Here is a 15,344-nt window from a genome sequence, read left to right as displayed (position 1 = left end):
AGCGGACCTCGCCATGCCCTTTATTCCTACGGCACGACACTGACAAATGAGACGCCCAACTCCGGTTCTGACGCGTCGGTTTTGCGAGGTTTCCGAGGACGGAGGAGGGAGAGGGTGCCGCACCACGGTAGGCCCGCGGGCACCGTCAGCCAATCTGGTTATCCACAGGCCATGTGGACGACGGCCCCGATGCTGTGGAGAACTCCGCAAAACCTGTGCACGACCCGGTGGACAGCCCTGTGAACAAGCCCTCAGCCTGTTTTCCACACCGGCTCTGACCTGCACATACCCCGTCCACCGGCTGTGCAGAAGAAAAACTTTCCGACTCGGGCCAAGATCGATGCGAATGGCGCGCGGTGGTACGTCGCACGAGTTTGCCAGTAAGGGGCACAGGATAGTTGCATCTCTTACCTGTGGAAGATTAGATTGATGTGCATGACACAGGCTCCAGCGGCCCCCAAGGCCACCCGGCGACGGCACGACCGAGAGATCGTCGCGCTGGCCGTTCCGGCCTTCGGCGCGCTCATCGCCGAGCCTCTTTTCCTCATGGCCGACACCGCCATCGTCGGCCATCTCGGCACCGCCCAACTCGCCGGCCTCGGAGTCGCGTCAGCTCTCCTCACCACGGCCGTGAGCATCTTCGTCTTCCTCGCATACGCCACCACGGCCGCCGTCGCCCGACGCGTCGGGGCGGGCGACCTTCAGGCCGCCATCCGCCAGGGGATGGACGGTATCTGGCTCGCCCTGCTGCTCGGCATCGCTGTCATCGCCGTCTTCCTGCCCACCGCACCCGCGCTGGTGGAACTCTTCGGGACCTCGGACACCGCCGCGCCCTACGCCATCACGTATCTGCGCATCTCGGCGCTCGGCATCCCCGCGATGCTCATTGTCCTTGCCGCCACCGGCGTACTGCGGGGTCTGCAGAACACCAGGACACCGCTCTATGTCGCCATCGCCGGCTTCGTCGCCAACGCGGTCCTGAACGCGGGCCTCGTCTACGGCGCGGACCTCGGCATCGCCGGCTCCGCCTGGGGAACCGTCATCGCCCAGTTCGGAATGGCCGCCGCCTACCTCTTCGTGGTCGTCCGCGGCGCCCGTAAACACGGCGCCTCCCTGCGACCCGACGCTGCCGGGATACGCGCCTGCGCCCAAGCCGGTGCACCCCTGCTCGTCCGCACCCTCTCCCTGCGAGCGGTGCTGATGATCGCCACCGCTGTCGCCGCGCGCCTAGGGGACGCCGACATCGCGGCCCACCAGATCATCCTGTCCCTGTGGAGCCTGCTCGCCTTCGCGCTCGACGCCATCGCCATCGCGGGGCAAGCCATCATCGGGCGTTACCTCGGCGCGGGCGACACCCAAGGAGCCCGTGAAGCCTGTCGACGCATGGTGGAGTGGGGTGTCGCCGTCGGAGTCGTGCTCGGCGGCCTGGTGATCGCCTGCCGCCCCCTGTTCCTTCCGCTGTTCACCAGCGACTCGGCCGTCCACGACATCGCGCTGCCCGCACTGCTCATGGTGGCGCTCTCCCAGCCGATCTGCGGCATCGTCTATGTCCTGGACGGCGTACTGATGGGCGCGGGTGACGGCCCGTACCTGGCGCGGGCCATGGTGCTCGTCCTGGCGGTCTTCGCTCCGGTGGCGCTGCTCATTCCCACCCTCGGTGGCGGTCTCACCGCCGTCTGGGCGGCGATGACCCTCATGATGACCGTCCGCATGCTGACCCTGTGGCTGCGCACCCGCTCGGGCCGCTGGATCGTCACGGGCGCTACGCGCTGACTGTTTCACGTGAAACACGGCCCTGTTGTTTCACGTGAAACCGGGACACTTCCGTTTCACGTGAAACAAGACATTGATCAACTTGGAGCAAGATCGACCTGGAGCATCAAGACAGAACAGCAAGAAGGGCCGCACCCACGCGGGGTGCGGCCCTTCTTTCAGCTCTGCTGAGCGCAGCGGTCAGGCTGCGACAACCTCGATGTTGACCTTGGCGGCCACCTCGGGGTGCAGACGCACGGACGTCTCGTGAGCGCCCAGCGTCTTGATCGGCGAGCCCAGCTCGATGCGGCGCTTGTCGACCTCGGGGCCACCGGAAGCCTTGATCGCCGAAGCGACGTCGGCCGGGGTGACGGAGCCGAAGAGACGGCCGGCGTCGCCGGAGCGGACGGCCAGGCGGACCTTGACGCCCTCAAGGCGCGCCTTGATCTCGTTGGCCTGCTCGATCGTCGCGATCTCGTGGATCTTGCGAGCACGACGGATCTGCTCGACGTCCTTCTCGCCGCCCTTGGTCCAGCGGATGGCAAAGCTCCGCGGGATCAGGTAGTTGCGAGCGTAGCCGTCCTTGACGTCGACGACGTCGCCCGCGGCACCGAGGCCGGAGACCTCGTGGGTGAGGATGATCTTCATGTTTCGGTCACCCTTCCCTTATCGCGCGGTGGAGGTGTAGGGCAGCAGCGCCATCTCACGGCTGTTCTTCACGGCCGTGGCGACGTCACGCTGGTGCTGAGTGCAGTTGCCGGTCACGCGGCGGGCACGGATCTTGCCGCGGTCGGAAATGAACTTCCGCAGCATGTTCGTGTCCTTGTAGTCCACGTACGTGACCTTGTCCTTGCAGAATGCGCAGACCTTCTTCTTAGGCTTGCGCACAGGCGGCTTCGCCATGTGTGTCTCTCCTGTTTGATCAAGAAGTGTGGGTACGGCCCACCCTCTTCGGCCCTGGGCCTAGAAGGGGGGCTCGTCCGAGTAGCCGCCACCGGAACCGCCGGAGCCGCCGGAGTTTCCACCCCAGCCACCGCCGCCGCCACCGCTGCCGCCGGCCTGGTTGCCGCCGCCCGCAGGAGCGCTGGTCGCCCAGGGGTCGTCGGCGGGAGCACCGCCGCCGCCCTGCTGCTGACCGCCGCCGGAGCCTCCGCCCCAGCTGCCGCCCTGCTGGCCGCCGCCACCGCCGCCGCCGCTGTAACCGCCCTGGCCACCTCGGCCGGTGGTCTTGGTGACCTTGGCCGTGGCGGTCTTCAGGCTGGCGCCGACTTCCTCGACGTCCAGCTCGTAGACCGTGCGCTTGACGCCCTCACGGTCCTCGTAGGACCGCTGCTTCAGCCGGCCCTGCACGATGACGCGCATGCCTCGCTGGAGCGACTCCGCGACGTTCTCCGCCGCCTGACGCCAGACCGAGCAGGTCAGGAACAGGCTTTCGCCGTCCTTCCACTCGTTGGTCTGACGGTCGAAGGTGCGGGGAGTGGACGCGACACGGAACTTCGCGACCGCCGCACCGGACGGGGTGAAGCGCAGCTCGGGGTCGTCGACAAGATTGCCGACGACCGTGATGACGGTCTCGCCTGCCATGGGGGAACCTCTCGGCGGGTTTGCTGCTGGCTGCTTGGTGCTGCTACTCGATGCCCGAGTTCAGCTGAGCTGGAAAGCTCAGTGGGTCTCGGGACGGAGGACCTTGGTCCGGAGGACCGACTCGTTCAGGTTCATCTGGCGGTCGAGCTCCTTGACGACCGCAGGCTCGGCCTGCAGGTCGATGACCGAGTAGATGCCCTCGGGCTTCTTCTTGATCTCGTACGCGAGACGACGACGGCCCCACGTGTCGACCTTCTCGACCTTTCCGTTCGCCTCACGGACGACGGAGAGGAAGTTCTCGATCAGCGGCGAGACAGCACGCTCTTCGAGATCGGGGTCGAGGATGACCATGACTTCGTAGTGACGCATGTGTAACCCACCTCCTTTGGACTCAGCGGCCACGGTCGTTCCGTGGCAGGAGGGTTGTGATGCGTTCGCAACGGTATCGGCAGCCACTGACAATCGGACCGCCGATCAGTGAACTGAGCGAGGGACCGTGCCGTGGCCTGGGCAGACACCGGTGCAGACGCTACAGACTACCCGCTCACCGGCTTCCGGTTGAAATCCGGGCCCGGTGACCCTCAGTCTGTACTCATCGGGTGTGTATGGCGCTACGATGCGCCACCTTCCGCAGGAGGTGCCAGATGGCACAGACATTGCGACCCAACACCGCCGGTTCTCTCTTCGCCACCGACCACAAGCCGCATCCGCTCCAGGACACGCTGCTCGCCGTGACGCTGGTCCTCGGATTGACGGCCTTCGTCTCCGCGATGTTCCACAGCCTCCATCTGCTCAGTTCGTGGGCGGGGCTGATCGGCATCATCACCGGCGCGTACGGACAGTTCGTCTCCGAGACCACCAGGGAACGGTTCGGACTGATCCTCGGTCTGGGTGCCTCCGCCGTCGGCTTCCTCCTCGGCATGGCGCACGGCGGCCTCTTCGGCGGCGTCATCGGCTGACGACGCCCCCCATCACGTCTCAAGGGGCCCCGGCCGCGCACCGGCCGGGGCCCGGGACGCATACGGCCAGACGGGGCGCTCGCAGGGCGCAGTAGGCTTCGGCGCGAGAGCCGGAGCCCCTGTACCCATGGGGACACACCAGCCGAGGAGCGCCCCACAATGAGCCTGACCCTGAGGACCATCAGCCGCGAGCAGCATCTGGCGTACATCCAGAGCCTGCCCGCGGCCAGCCACATGCAGGTCCCCGCCTGGGCAGATGTCAAGGCGGAGTGGCGCTCCGAGAGCCTCGGATGGTTCGACGACAGGTCCGGCGAGATCGTCGGTGCGGGCCTGGTGCTGTACCGCCAGCTGCCCAAGATCAAGCGGTATCTCGCCTATCTGCCCGAGGGCCCGGTCATCAACTGGTTCGCGCCGAATCTGACCGAGTGGCTGGATCCGATGCTCGCGCACCTCAAGCAGCAGGGTGCCTTCTCCGTGAAGATGGGCCCGCCGGTGATCATCCGGCGCTGGGAGGCCACCTCGATCAAGAGGGGCATCCAGGACCCGGACGTGAAGCGCCTGCGCGACATCGAGGCCGACTTCATCGAACCGCGCGCCTTCGAGGTCGCCGACAAGCTCCGGCGCATGGGCTGGCAGCAGGGCGAGGACGGCGGGGCGGGCTTCGGCGACGTACAGCCCCGCTACGTCTACCAGGTGCCGCTGGCCAACCGGTCGCTTGAGGACGTCCACAAGGGCTTCAACCAGCTCTGGCGGCGCAACATCAAGAAGGCTGAGAAGGCCGGCGTCGAGGTCGTCCAGGGCGGCTACCAGGACCTGGAGGAGTGGCAGCGCCTCTACGAGATCACGGCGCTGCGCGATCACTTCCGGCCCCGGCCGCTCGCGTACTTCCAGCGGATGTGGACGGCCCTCAACACCGAGGACCCCAACCGCATGCGGCTGTACTTCGCGCGGCACGAGGGTGTGAACCTGTCCGCCGCGACGATGCTGGTCGTCGGCGGGCACGTCTGGTACTCCTACGGCGCCTCCGACAACATCGGGCGGGAGTTCCGGCCCTCGAACGCCATGCAGTGGCGGATGCTCCGCGACTCCTACGCGCTCGGCGCGACCGTCTACGACCTGCGCGGCATCTCCGACTCGCTGGACGAGACCGATCACCTTTTCGGCCTCATCCAGTTCAAGGTGGGTACTGGCGGACAGGCCGCCGAATACATCGGGGAGTGGGACTTCCCGCTCAACAAACTGCTCCACAAGGCGCTCGACATCTACATGTCGCGCCGCTGACGCACCAGAATTCGTCTTCGTACCACCGACATACGCTGCTACACCGCTGCCACGAGAAAGGTTCCAGGTCCGGCCATGGCGCTCACGCTCTACGTCGACACCGCACGCTGGCGGGCGCACCACAAGCACGTGTCCGAGCAGTTCCCGGGACTCGTCCCCGTCTGCAAGGGCAACGGCTACGGCTTCGGCCATGAGCGGCTCGCCGACGAGGCCACCCGCCTGGGCTCGGACGTCCTGGCCGTCGGCACGACCTACGAGGCGGCGCGGATCAAGGACTGGTTCGGCGGCGACCTTCTGGTGCTGACGCCGTTCAGGCGGGGCGAGGAGCCCGTACCGCTTCCCGACCGTGTCATCCGGTCCGTCTCGTCCGTCGACGGCGTCTACGGCCTCGTGGGCGCCCGTGTCGTCATCGAGGTCATGTCCTCCATGAAGCGGCACGGGGTGAGCGAGCGGGATCTGCCGCAGCTGCACGCCGCCATAGAGAACGTGCGCCTGGAGGGCTTCGCCATCCACCTGCCCCTGGACCGTACCGACGGCTCGGACGCCGTCGAGGAGGTCATCGGCTGGATGGACCGGCTGCGCGCGGCGCGGCTGCCGCTGCACACGATGTTCGTCAGCCATCTCAAGGCCGACGAGCTGGCCCGGCTGCAGCAGCAGTTCCCGCAGACCCGCTTCCGGGCCCGTATCGGCACGCGGCTGTGGCTGGGGGACCACGACGCGACCGAGTACCGCGGAGCCGTCCTGGACGTCTCGGCCGTCGCCAAGGGCGACCGTTTCGGCTACCGGCAGCAGAAGGTCGCCTCGGACGGCTGGCTGGTCGTCGTGGCGGGCGGTACGTCGCACGGGGTGGGTCTGGAGGCCCCCAAGGCCCTGCACGGCGTCATGCCGCGCGCCAAGGGCGTCGCCCGGGCCGGCCTCGCCACGGTCAACCGGAACCTCTCTCCGTTCGTCTGGGGCGGCAAGCAGCGCTGGTTCGCGGAGCCCCCGCACATGCAGGTCTCGATCCTCTTCGTGCCCTCGGACGCTCCCGAGCCGAAGGTCGGCGAGGAACTGGTGGCCCATCTTCGGCACACCACCACGCAGTTCGACCGCGTCGTGGAGCGCTGACCGCGGGGCGCCCCGCGCCGCGCCCCCACACGGGCGAAAGGCCGTACACGGACTCCGTGTACGGCCTTTCGTGTGTCTGCCCCGCTCCTGTTCGCTCAGAGCGAACCCGGATCTCTCCCGCCCTTGCCCTCGCCTGCGCCCCATTCCACGTACGGGCCGTCGAAGTGGGCCGCGTGCCGGGGCGGATGGGCCGCGGGGCCCAGGACGAAGACGTCCTGGGCGCCGTCCAGCACACCGCCCGACGGATCGTCGTCCCCGGAGCGGCGCACCACGTCCCGCTCGGGCATGAGGATGTCGCGCACGATCACGGCGCACAGGTAGAGCGTGCCGAGGAGGTGGACGGCGATGGCCAGCTGGTAGCCCTCCTGGGGCAGTCCCTTGTGGGCGTCGCCGCTGGTCGTGTAGGCGAGGTACATCCAGATCCCGAGGAAGTACGCGACCTCGCACGCCTGCCAGATCAGGAAGTCCCGCCACTTCGGGCGGGCCAGCACGGCGAGGGGAACCAGCCACAGTACGTACTGCGGCGAATAGACCTTGTTGGTGAGGATGAAGGCCGCGACGATCAGGAACGCCAGCTGGGCGAAGCGGGGCCGGCGCGGAGCGCCCAGCGTGAGCGCCGCGACGCCCGCGCAGGACAGCAGCATCAGTACAGAAGCCCACGTGTTGACGGTGTCGGTGTCGAGCGCCGTGTCGCTGCGCTGGGAGAGGATCAGCCAGAAGGAGCCGAAGTCGACTCCGCGTTCCTGGCTGAACGTGTAGAACTTCGACCAGCCCTCGGGCGCCAGGAGCATGACCGGAAGGTTCACGGCCAGCCAGGCACCCGCGGCGCCGAGCAGGCCGGTGCCGAACGCACGCCATCTGCCCGCCCGCCAGCACAGCACGAGCAGCGGCCCCAGCAGCAGCACGGGATAGAGCTTGGCGGCCGTGGCGAGCCCCAGGAGGACCCCGAAGGCGAGCGGACGGCTCCGGGACCACATCAGCATCGCCGCGGCCGTCAGAGCGACAGCCAGGAGGTCCCAGTTGATGGTGGCGGTCAGCGCGAAGGCGGGCGCCAGAGCGACCAGCAGGCCGTCCCAGGGCCGCCGCCGGTGGGTGCGGGTCACGCAGACGGCGATGACGGCCGTGCAGGCCATCAGCATCCCCGCGTTGACCATCCAGTAGACCTGCTCCTGGTCCTGGATGCTTCCGCTGCCCGGCGTGAGCCAGGAGGCGACCTCCATGAACACGCCGGTCAGGACCGGGTATTCGAGGTACTCCATGTCGCCTTCGAGCTTGTCGAAGTACGGCACGAGCCCGTCGGCGAAGCCACGCCCCTGGTAGAGGTGCGGAATGTCCGAATAGCAGGCGTGCGTGTACTGGGAACTGGCCCCGAAGAACCAGGCACCGTCGTAGCAGGGCAGTTTCTGCACCATGCCGAGGGCGAACATGCCGATCGCGACGAGTGCGACGACCCGTACGGGAGTCCACCAGGACGTCCCCGTCAGCGCGCGCCGCCCGAGGGGACCGCCGAACAGTTCACTGCCGGTCGCCGCGACCGGGTCCTCCTTGGTCGGCGGCACCAGATCTGGCTCGTGCACGCTCGCGCGCGTCGTTTCTGCACTGGGCATGCCGCACATCCTGCCGTACGTGTCTGGGAATACGCCGAGGGCGGGCGGGTTCGGGCCCGGCAGGCGCCCGCCGGGGCGCCTGACCTCGTAGAACGCGCGTGGTCAACACAGCACGAGTGGTCGGCAACGCACGAGTGGCCGGTAAAACGCGAGTGGCCGCCGACCGGAGCCGGCGACCACGTCGCGTCGAGGGAACTTCTACCCGCTAGCCCGAGGACCCCTGGAACAGGCCCCCGTTGCCATTGCCTCTGCTGTTCCCGCCGTCCTCTTCCTCGGACTCCGAGGTCGAGGGACTCGCGCCGCCGTCCGTGCCGCCGGTGTCGGTCTCGCCGGTGCTGGCTCCACCGTCGTCCTCGCAGCCGAAGCCGAAGGCGCCACAGGACTCACTCGTGGTGGGACTCGGGGAGGGCTCGCTCCTGGTCGGCGTGGGCTCCGGCTCCTCGGTCTCTTCCTCCTCCTCCGTCTCGGTGGGCGTCGGAGTCGGGGTCGGAACCACGACGTCGTTGACGACCTCACCGATGGGCTCGGGCGTCGGGAACTGCTCGACCTTCGTGCCCTTGAGCGCCTGCTCCATGTAGTCGTGCCAGATCTCGGCCGGGAACGAGGCGCCGTGGATCTTGTCCTGGCCACCCGTTCCGTACATCTCCAGGAACTCGCGCTTCTTGTTCGACTCGTCGTCGTCCATGCGGTACATGGAGATCGCGGTCGAGAGCTGCGGGGTGTAGCCGACGAACCAGGCGGACTTGTTGCCGTCGGTCGTACCGGTCTTGCCCGCCACCGGCCGGTTGCTCAGCTTCGCCGCGGTACCGGTGCCCTCGTCGACGACGGTCTTGAGGACGTCGGTGACGTTATCGGCGACCTGCTCCGTGAAGGCCTGCTTCGCCTTGGCCGAGTTCTCGTGCGTGAAGACCGTTCCGTCCTTGTCGGTGATCTCGTCGACCGAGTACGGCTCGTTCTGCTTGCCGCTCGCCGCGAAGGTGGCGTACGCGCCGGCCATGCGGATCGCGCTCGGGTCGGAGGTACCGATGGAGAAGGACGGGAAGTTGGCGCTGGCCAGGCTGCCTTCCTTGATGCCGGCGTCCACGGCGGACTCCCGCACCTTGTCCAGGCCGACGTTCATGCCCAGCTGGACGTAGGCGGAGTTCGAGGAGACCCTCATCGCCTCACGCAGGTCGATCTGGAAGGTGGGCGGGTTGTACGACTCGTCGCCGTCGTTCCGCTGCAGCCATTCCTTCTCGTCCTTGTCCTTCCAGACCGTCCCGTCGTAGTCCTCGATCTTCAGCTTGTTCTTGCCGCTGTAGAGGCTCTTGGGGGAGACCTGGATGCGCTCGTCCTGGGCCTGGGTCGGCTCCAGGTCGGGATCCCGCACGCCCCACTTCATGGCCGCCGCGAGGACGAACGGCTTGAAGGTCGAACCGACCTGGGCGCCCGTCTGGTCGGCGTTGTTGGTGAAGTGCTCGGTCGCGTCCACACCGCCGTAGATCGCCTTGATGGCGCCCGTCTCCGGGTCCACGGAAGCCCCGCCGAACTGGACGTGCTTGTCCGTCTTCGGCCGTTCCTTCTCCTTGATGTTCTCCTTGCGGACCTTCTTCACCGCGGCTTCGAGCTGAGTGACCTTCTTCTTGTCGAAGGTCGTGTGGATCTCGTAGCCGCCGTCACGCAGCTGCTTCTCGGTGATCCCGGTCTTCTCGCTGTTGTTGACGATGTACGCCTTGGCGAGGTCGACCAGGTAACCGACCTGACCGCCCAGCTGGGCGTTGGACCGCGGGCTCTGCAGCGTGGGGAAGTCGGGGTACTTGTTCCGTACCGACTCCTCCAGGTGCCCGTCCTTGACCATCTCGCCGAGGATCCAGCGCCAGCGGGTCTCGGCCCGCTCGCGGTTGGCCGCGGGGGTGGCGGACGGGTCGATCGACTCCGCGCCCGCCGGGTCGTAGTACGTGGCGCCCTTGAGCACCGACGCCAGGAAGGCGCACTGGCTCGGGTTGAGGTCCTCGGCGTCCTTGTCGAAGTACGTACGCGCGGCGGCCTGGATCCCGTAGGCGCCGCGGCCGTAGTAGGCCGAGTTCAGATAGCCGGCCATGATGTCTTCTTTGTCGACATTGGCGCCGACCTTGATGGAGACGAAGAGCTCCTTGAACTTACGGGAGATCGTCTGCGACTGGTCCTCCAGCATCGCGTTCTTCACGTACTGCTGGGTGATCGTGGAGCCGCCCTGGGTCTGACCGCCCTTGGCCATGTTGAACAGCGCCCGGCCGATACCCATGGGGTCGACGCCACGGTCGTTCTCGAACGTCTTGTTCTCGGCCGAGATGACGGCGTAGCGCATCTCCTTGGGAATCCGGGAGTAGTCGATGATCTGCCGGTTCGTCTCACCACCGGTGGCGACCATCTGCGTGCCGTCGGCCCAGTAGTAGACGTTGTTCTGCGCCTCCGCCGTCTTGGCGACGTCCGGCAGGCCCACCAGCGCGTACGCGACTCCCGCGACCGCCATCATGCTGCCGAAGAAGCCGATGAACAGTCCCGTCACGAGCTTCCAGGACGGCACCCAACGTGCCGCCCCGTACTTGCCCGCGCGCGGGTAGTCGATGATCCGCTTCTTCGGCGGTACGGACCCTCGCCCGCGCCCACGGCCTCCCTGCGCCGCGCCGTCGGCCGCTCTGCGTCGACCGGCGCCGCTGCTGTTTCTCTGTGACGCCCTCCGGGCCTCGGCACGACTGCCGTACGGGCGTTCCTCACCCCCCGAGTCGTATGAATCGGAAGGAGACTCGGTTGCGCCTCGCGGTGCCGCACGGCGGCTGGAGGACGAGCCGGTCTGGCCGCGTCGGGCCGCGGCACGTCCGCCACCCTGCGGCTGCGGCGATTTGCGACGGTGCTCGCTCATCGAACGATTACTCCTCGGGCAGGCGCACCTGAGCGCACCTGGAAACGGCAGCTGGTTTCCGGTCCCCCCGAAGTACGGATGCGGTCGTTTTTACATTCATCCGTACTGCACCGAGGACAAGGACGTCCCCAGGCGTCACTCGGTTCCCGGTGGTTTGCATGGCGGACAGACTACGCACCGTCAAAACCTGCCTAGCACCGAAGTTCACCCCAAATCAGGCAACTTGCTTCCTACTAATCGGTGATGTGACGCCGTTCACCGTGCCCCCTCTTGTCGCAGGGAGAGGACCGATCTATCGTGTCGATGTATCGAGTCGATACATCAGCTCGGCATAAAGACCGTCACGGCACGGCCGCGGCAGAGAGGAGGCGACGATGAGCCGGCGTTCCGGAATCCTTGAGTTCGCCGTCCTCGGCCTTCTCCGCGAGTCACCGATGCACGGCTATGAGCTGCGCAAACGTCTCAACACGTCACTGGGTGTGTTCCGTGCGTTCAGCTACGGGACGCTCTACCCCTGCCTCAAGACGCTGGTCACCAACGGCTGGTTGATCGAGGAGCCGGGGAACACCTCCGAGGACGCCCTCGCGGCGCCCCTCGCGGGACGCCGCGCCAAGATCGTCTACCGGTTGACGGCGGAAGGTAAGGAACACTTCGAGGACCTCCTCTCGCAGACGGGTCCCGACGCGTACGAGGACGAACATTTCGCCGCTCGTTTCGCCTTCTTCGGCCAGACGTCACGGGATGTACGGATGCGGGTCCTCGAAGGCCGCCGCAGCCGTCTCGAAGAGCGCCTGGAGAAGATGCGTGCCTCGCTGGCGCGCACCCGGGAGCGACTCGACGACTACACGCTTGAGCTCCAGCGCCACGGAATGGAGTCCGTGGAGCGCGAAGTGCGCTGGCTGAACGAGCTCATCGAGAGCGAGCGGGCGGGACGGGACCATCGGCGTCCCGGACCTGACGGCTCAGCTCAGCAGGACAACACATCTGGGGAGTCGGGCGGCCTGCCCCGGCCCGGGGGCACCCCCGGGCCGGATCCGTCCGATGACACTGCCACGTGAAGTCCTCTCAGGGCTTCACCGAGTACACACAGGGAGCAACCGGAATGGGTTCGGTTCGCGTAGCCATCGTCGGCGTGGGCAACTGCGCCGCCTCGCTGGTTCAGGGCGTCGAGTATTACAAGGACGCCGACCCGGCGTCCAAGGTGCCGGGCCTGATGCACGTCCAGTTCGGCGAATACCACGTGGGTGACGTCGAGTTCGTCGCCGCCTTCGACGTCGACGCGAAGAAGGTCGGCCTCGACCTCTCGGACGCCATCGGCGCCAGCGAGAACAACACCATCAAGATCTGCGACGTCCCGAACAAGGGCATCACGGTTCAGCGCGGCCACACCCACGACGGGCTCGGCAAGTACTACCGCGAGACCATCGAGGAGTCGGACGAGGCCCCGGTCGACGTCGTCCAGGTCCTCAAGGACAAGCAGGTGGACGTCCTCATCTGCTACCTGCCTGTCGGTTCCGAGGACGCGGCGAAGTTCTACGCCCAGTGCGCCATCGACGCCAAGGTCGCGTTCGTCAACGCTCTGCCGGTCTTCATCGCCGGCACCAAGGAGTGGGCGGACAAGTTCACCGAGGCGGGCGTCCCGATCGTCGGCGACGACATCAAGTCGCAGGTCGGCGCGACCATCACGCACCGCGTGATGGCGAAGCTGTTCGAGGACCGCGGTGTCCGTCTTGAGCGCACCATGCAGCTCAACGTCGGCGGCAACATGGACTTCAAGAACATGCTGGAGCGCGACCGCCTGGAGTCCAAGAAGATCTCGAAGACGCAGGCCGTCACCTCGCAGATCCCCGACCGTGACATGGGCGCGAAGAACGTCCACATCGGTCCCTCGGACTACGTGGCCTGGCTCGACGACCGCAAGTGGGCGTACGTCCGCCTTGAGGGCCGCGCCTTCGGTGACGTCCCGCTGAACCTGGAGTACAAGCTGGAGGTCTGGGACTCCCCGAACTCCGCGGGTGTCATCATCGACGCCCTGCGCGCCGCGAAGATCGCAAAGGACCGCGGCATCGGCGGTCCGATCCTCTCCGCGTCGAGCTACTTCATGAAGTCCCCGCCGGTCCAGTACTTCGACGACGAGGCCTACGCGAACGTCGAGAAGTTCATCAAGGGCGAGGTCGAGCGCTGAAGGCTCGTCCCACGCACGGCTGTTGAGGGTCCCCGGGGCATCGCTCCGGGGACCCTCGCCCTGTGCGAGGCTGTAACCCATGGCTGTCGTGAGTGACCTGCGCGTACTCCTGCGCTTCAGGAACTTCCGGCGTCTGCTCGCCGTCCGGCTGCTGTCGCAGGGCGCCGACGGTGTCTATCAGGTCGCGCTCGCCACCTACGTCGTCTTCTCACCGGAGAAACAGACCTCGGCCGCCGCGATCGCCTCCGCGATGGCGGTCCTGCTCCTCCCGTACTCCCTCGTCGGCCCCTTCGCAGGCGTCCTCCTGGACCGCTGGAGACGCCGCCAGGTCTTTCTGTACGGCAACCTCCTACGGGCGCTCCTGGCGGCCCTGACGGCCGTTCTGATGCTCAGCGGTGTACCGGACTGGCTCTTCTACGCCTCCGCGCTGTGTGTGACCGCCGTCAACCGGTTCGTGCTCGCGGGTCTTTCCGCCGCCCTGCCCCGCGTGGTCGACTCCGAGCGCCTGGTGATGGCCAACTCGCTGTCGCCCACAGCCGGAACCCTCGCCGCGACCCTCGGCGGCGGCCTCGCCTTCGTCGTACGCCTCGTCGGCTCCGACTCCGACGCGGTGGTCGTCCTCGTGGGAGCGGCCCTGTACGTGTGCTCCGCGCTCGCCTCGCTGCGACTGGCCCCGGATCTGCTGGGCCCCGAACGGCAGTCAGTGCGGCCACGGCTGAGGACGGCCGTACTCGGCACGGCGCGCGGCCTGGCGTCGGGCGTACGTCACCTGGCCGAGCCCGCGCGCCGCGAGGCCGCCTGGGCGCTGGCCGCGATGACCCTGATGCGGTTCTGCTACGGCGCGCTGACGGTCATGGTGCTGATGCTCTGCCGGTACGCATGGTCGTCCGGCCCCGATGACGACGGGCTCGCCCTGCTCGGCCTGGCCGTGGGAATCTCCGGAGCGGGCTTCTTCGCCGCGGCCGTGCTGACTCCGGCGGGCGCGAACCGGCTCGGACCCGGCGGCTGGATCATCGCCTGCGCGGCTGCCGCCGCGGTCCTGGAACCGGCGCTGGGCCTGTCGTTCGCCGAAGTCCCCCTCCTGATCGCGGCCTTCGTCCTGGGCCTGACCACCCAGGGCGCGAAGATCGCCACCGACACCGTCGTCCAGTCGTCCGTCGACGACGGCTTCCGTGGCCGGATCTTCGCCGTTTACGACGTCCTGTTCAACGTCGCCTTCGTCGGCGCCGCGGGAGTGGCCGCCCTGATGCTGCCCCCTGACGGCCGATCCGTGCCGCTTGTGGTCACGGTGGCCGTTATCTACGGGGCGGTTGCTGCGGCTATGGCCCGCTTTGAGCGCCAGTAAGTGTCACATCAAGGACACAGAGACACTCCGGGCTACGGAGTTGTCAGTGGGGCCCGGTAGCTTACGTGCGTCTTATTTCGCGCCAAGCGCTCCACGTTCGAGGGGGACCCCCAAGTGACCACGCCGCCGCCGCAGGGCCAGAATCCGTTCGCTCAGGGCCAGCCGGCCGAGGGAAATCCCTACGGGCAGCAGCCGCCCCAGGGCAACCCCTACGGACAGCAGCCCCCGCAGGGCTACCCGCAGCACCCGAACGCTCCCTACGCCCCGGTCGCGCCCGAGCCGCCGAAGCGCAACCTCAAGAAGTACCTGCGTTTCGCCATCCCGGTCGTCGTCCTCATAGTCGCCGTGGGCGGCTGGATCGCGAGCCGTGACGATGCGTCGAGCGCCAAGGTCGGCGACTGCATGAGCATCGGCAACCCGAACAGCACCACCGACCCGGAGCTTGAGGTCGTGGACTGCGGCAACTCCAAGGCCGCGTACAAGGTCGAGCAGAAGAAGAGCGACAACTCGGGCTGCGACCGCACCAAGTACGCCGAGTACACCGAGACCGGCGGCAGCAGTGACTTCACCCTCTGCCTGTCGGAGTACTCCGCAAAGAAGTAAGGGCTCTACAGAGAAGTAAGAGCCCGGATACGCCGAGGGC

14 protein-coding genes are annotated in these 15,344 nt (G+C 67.3%); 8 read left to right on the top strand and 6 right to left on the bottom strand.

Features of this window, described 5'->3' with window-relative positions:
* Positions 1–435: 435 nt before the first annotated feature.
* Positions 436–1,773 carry an MATE family efflux transporter gene (locus C6Y14_RS32275; RefSeq protein WP_107020597.1) on the top strand — a complete coding sequence of 446 codons (1,338 nt, stop codon included), beginning with the start codon at positions 436–438 and terminating at the stop codon, positions 1,771–1,773.
* A 180-nt stretch (positions 1,774–1,953) separates the two neighbouring features.
* Here the strand turns inward: C6Y14_RS32275 and rplI are convergent, their stop codons facing one another.
* The 4 genes from rplI to rpsF all read right to left on the bottom strand — a co-directional run bounded on the left by rplI (position 1,954) and on the right by rpsF (position 3,705).
* Positions 1,954–2,400, bottom strand: coding sequence for a 50S ribosomal protein L9 (rplI, locus tag C6Y14_RS32270; RefSeq protein ID WP_107020428.1), 447 nt, complete (start codon positions 2,398–2,400; stop codon positions 1,954–1,956).
* An 18-nt stretch (positions 2,401–2,418) separates the two neighbouring features.
* On the bottom strand, positions 2,419–2,655 hold the full coding sequence (rpsR, locus tag C6Y14_RS32265) for a 30S ribosomal protein S18 (RefSeq protein ID WP_003949403.1): 237 nt from the start codon (positions 2,653–2,655) through the stop codon (positions 2,419–2,421).
* Between the two features lie 60 nt (positions 2,656–2,715).
* Positions 2,716–3,336, bottom strand: coding sequence for a single-stranded DNA-binding protein (locus tag C6Y14_RS32260; RefSeq protein ID WP_107020427.1), 621 nt, complete (start codon positions 3,334–3,336; stop codon positions 2,716–2,718).
* A gap of 78 nt (positions 3,337–3,414) precedes the next feature.
* Positions 3,415–3,705, bottom strand: a complete 291-nt coding sequence (rpsF, locus tag C6Y14_RS32255; RefSeq protein WP_028804085.1) for a 30S ribosomal protein S6 — start codon at positions 3,703–3,705, stop codon at positions 3,415–3,417.
* A gap of 275 nt (positions 3,706–3,980) precedes the next feature.
* Between rpsF and C6Y14_RS32250 the strand changes: the two genes are divergently transcribed.
* The 3 genes from C6Y14_RS32250 (at position 3,981) to C6Y14_RS32240 (ending at position 6,683) form a co-directional block, all read left to right on the top strand.
* Positions 3,981–4,295 carry a hypothetical protein gene (locus C6Y14_RS32250; protein WP_107020426.1) on the top strand — a complete coding sequence of 105 codons (315 nt, stop codon included), beginning with the start codon at positions 3,981–3,983 and terminating at the stop codon, positions 4,293–4,295.
* Positions 4,296–4,454: 159 nt separating this feature from the next.
* Positions 4,455–5,576, top strand: a complete 1,122-nt coding sequence (locus tag C6Y14_RS32245; protein ID WP_107020425.1) for a lipid II:glycine glycyltransferase FemX — start codon at positions 4,455–4,457, stop codon at positions 5,574–5,576.
* Between the two features lie 75 nt (positions 5,577–5,651).
* Positions 5,652–6,683: an alanine racemase gene (locus C6Y14_RS32240; protein ID WP_107020424.1), complete on the top strand. Its 1,032-nt coding sequence runs from the start codon at positions 5,652–5,654 to the stop codon at positions 6,681–6,683.
* A gap of 95 nt (positions 6,684–6,778) precedes the next feature.
* Here the strand turns inward: C6Y14_RS32240 and C6Y14_RS32235 are convergent, their stop codons facing one another.
* Positions 6,779–8,299 carry a glycosyltransferase family 87 protein gene (locus C6Y14_RS32235; protein WP_107020423.1) on the bottom strand — a complete coding sequence of 507 codons (1,521 nt, stop codon included), beginning with the start codon at positions 8,297–8,299 and terminating at the stop codon, positions 6,779–6,781.
* Positions 8,300–8,495: 196 nt separating this feature from the next.
* Entirely contained in the window at positions 8,496–11,171 is a 2,676-nt protein-coding gene (locus C6Y14_RS32230) for a transglycosylase domain-containing protein (protein WP_107020422.1), read from the bottom strand.
* 374 nt (positions 11,172–11,545) lie between these two features.
* Here C6Y14_RS32230 and C6Y14_RS32225 point away from each other — a divergent pair, with 374 nt between their 5' ends.
* From C6Y14_RS32225 to C6Y14_RS32210, 4 genes are all read left to right on the top strand, one after another.
* Positions 11,546–12,229 (top strand): PadR family transcriptional regulator, encoded by a 684-nt coding sequence (locus C6Y14_RS32225; RefSeq protein ID WP_107020421.1) that lies wholly within the window; start codon positions 11,546–11,548, stop codon positions 12,227–12,229.
* Positions 12,230–12,273: 44 nt separating this feature from the next.
* On the top strand, positions 12,274–13,356 hold the full coding sequence (locus tag C6Y14_RS32220) for an inositol-3-phosphate synthase (protein ID WP_107020420.1): 1,083 nt from the start codon (positions 12,274–12,276) through the stop codon (positions 13,354–13,356).
* Positions 13,357–13,435: 79 nt separating this feature from the next.
* Positions 13,436–14,701, top strand: coding sequence for an MFS transporter (locus C6Y14_RS32215; RefSeq protein WP_107020419.1), 1,266 nt, complete (start codon positions 13,436–13,438; stop codon positions 14,699–14,701).
* Positions 14,702–14,815: 114 nt separating this feature from the next.
* Positions 14,816–15,304 (top strand): LppU/SCO3897 family protein, encoded by a 489-nt coding sequence (locus C6Y14_RS32210; protein WP_107020418.1) that lies wholly within the window; start codon positions 14,816–14,818, stop codon positions 15,302–15,304.
* The last annotated feature ends 40 nt before the right edge of the window (positions 15,305–15,344 follow it).

This window comes from Streptomyces dioscori (assembly GCF_003024195.1).
Taxonomy (GTDB): domain Bacteria; phylum Actinomycetota; class Actinomycetes; order Streptomycetales; family Streptomycetaceae; genus Streptomyces; species Streptomyces dioscori.
This window is presented reverse-complemented; position numbering and strand designations above follow the sequence as displayed.

Bases quoted from the DNA above. Each gene is read 5' to 3' on its own strand.
- C6Y14_RS32275 (WP_107020597.1), top strand. From the start codon at position 436: ATGACACAGGCTCCAGCGGCCCCCAAGGCCACCCGGCGACGGCACGAC.
- C6Y14_RS32240 (WP_107020424.1), top strand. From the start codon at position 5,652: ATGGCGCTCACGCTCTACGTCGACACCGCACGCTGGCGGGCGCACCAC.
- C6Y14_RS32235 (WP_107020423.1), bottom strand. From the start codon at position 8,299: ATGTGCGGCATGCCCAGTGCAGAAACGACGCGCGCGAGCGTGCACGAG.
- rpsR (WP_003949403.1), bottom strand. From the start codon at position 2,655: ATGGCGAAGCCGCCTGTGCGCAAGCCTAAGAAGAAGGTCTGCGCATTC.
- C6Y14_RS32220 (WP_107020420.1), top strand. From the start codon at position 12,274: ATGGGTTCGGTTCGCGTAGCCATCGTCGGCGTGGGCAACTGCGCCGCC.
- rplI (WP_107020428.1), bottom strand. From the start codon at position 2,400: ATGAAGATCATCCTCACCCACGAGGTCTCCGGCCTCGGTGCCGCGGGC.
- C6Y14_RS32250 (WP_107020426.1), top strand. From the start codon at position 3,981: ATGGCACAGACATTGCGACCCAACACCGCCGGTTCTCTCTTCGCCACC.
- C6Y14_RS32260 (WP_107020427.1), bottom strand. From the start codon at position 3,336: ATGGCAGGCGAGACCGTCATCACGGTCGTCGGCAATCTTGTCGACGAC.
- C6Y14_RS32215 (WP_107020419.1), top strand. From the start codon at position 13,436: ATGGCTGTCGTGAGTGACCTGCGCGTACTCCTGCGCTTCAGGAACTTC.
- rpsF (WP_028804085.1), bottom strand. From the start codon at position 3,705: ATGCGTCACTACGAAGTCATGGTCATCCTCGACCCCGATCTCGAAGAG.
- C6Y14_RS32225 (WP_107020421.1), top strand. From the start codon at position 11,546: ATGAGCCGGCGTTCCGGAATCCTTGAGTTCGCCGTCCTCGGCCTTCTC.
- C6Y14_RS32245 (WP_107020425.1), top strand. From the start codon at position 4,455: ATGAGCCTGACCCTGAGGACCATCAGCCGCGAGCAGCATCTGGCGTAC.
- C6Y14_RS32230 (WP_107020422.1), bottom strand. From the start codon at position 11,171: ATGAGCGAGCACCGTCGCAAATCGCCGCAGCCGCAGGGTGGCGGACGT.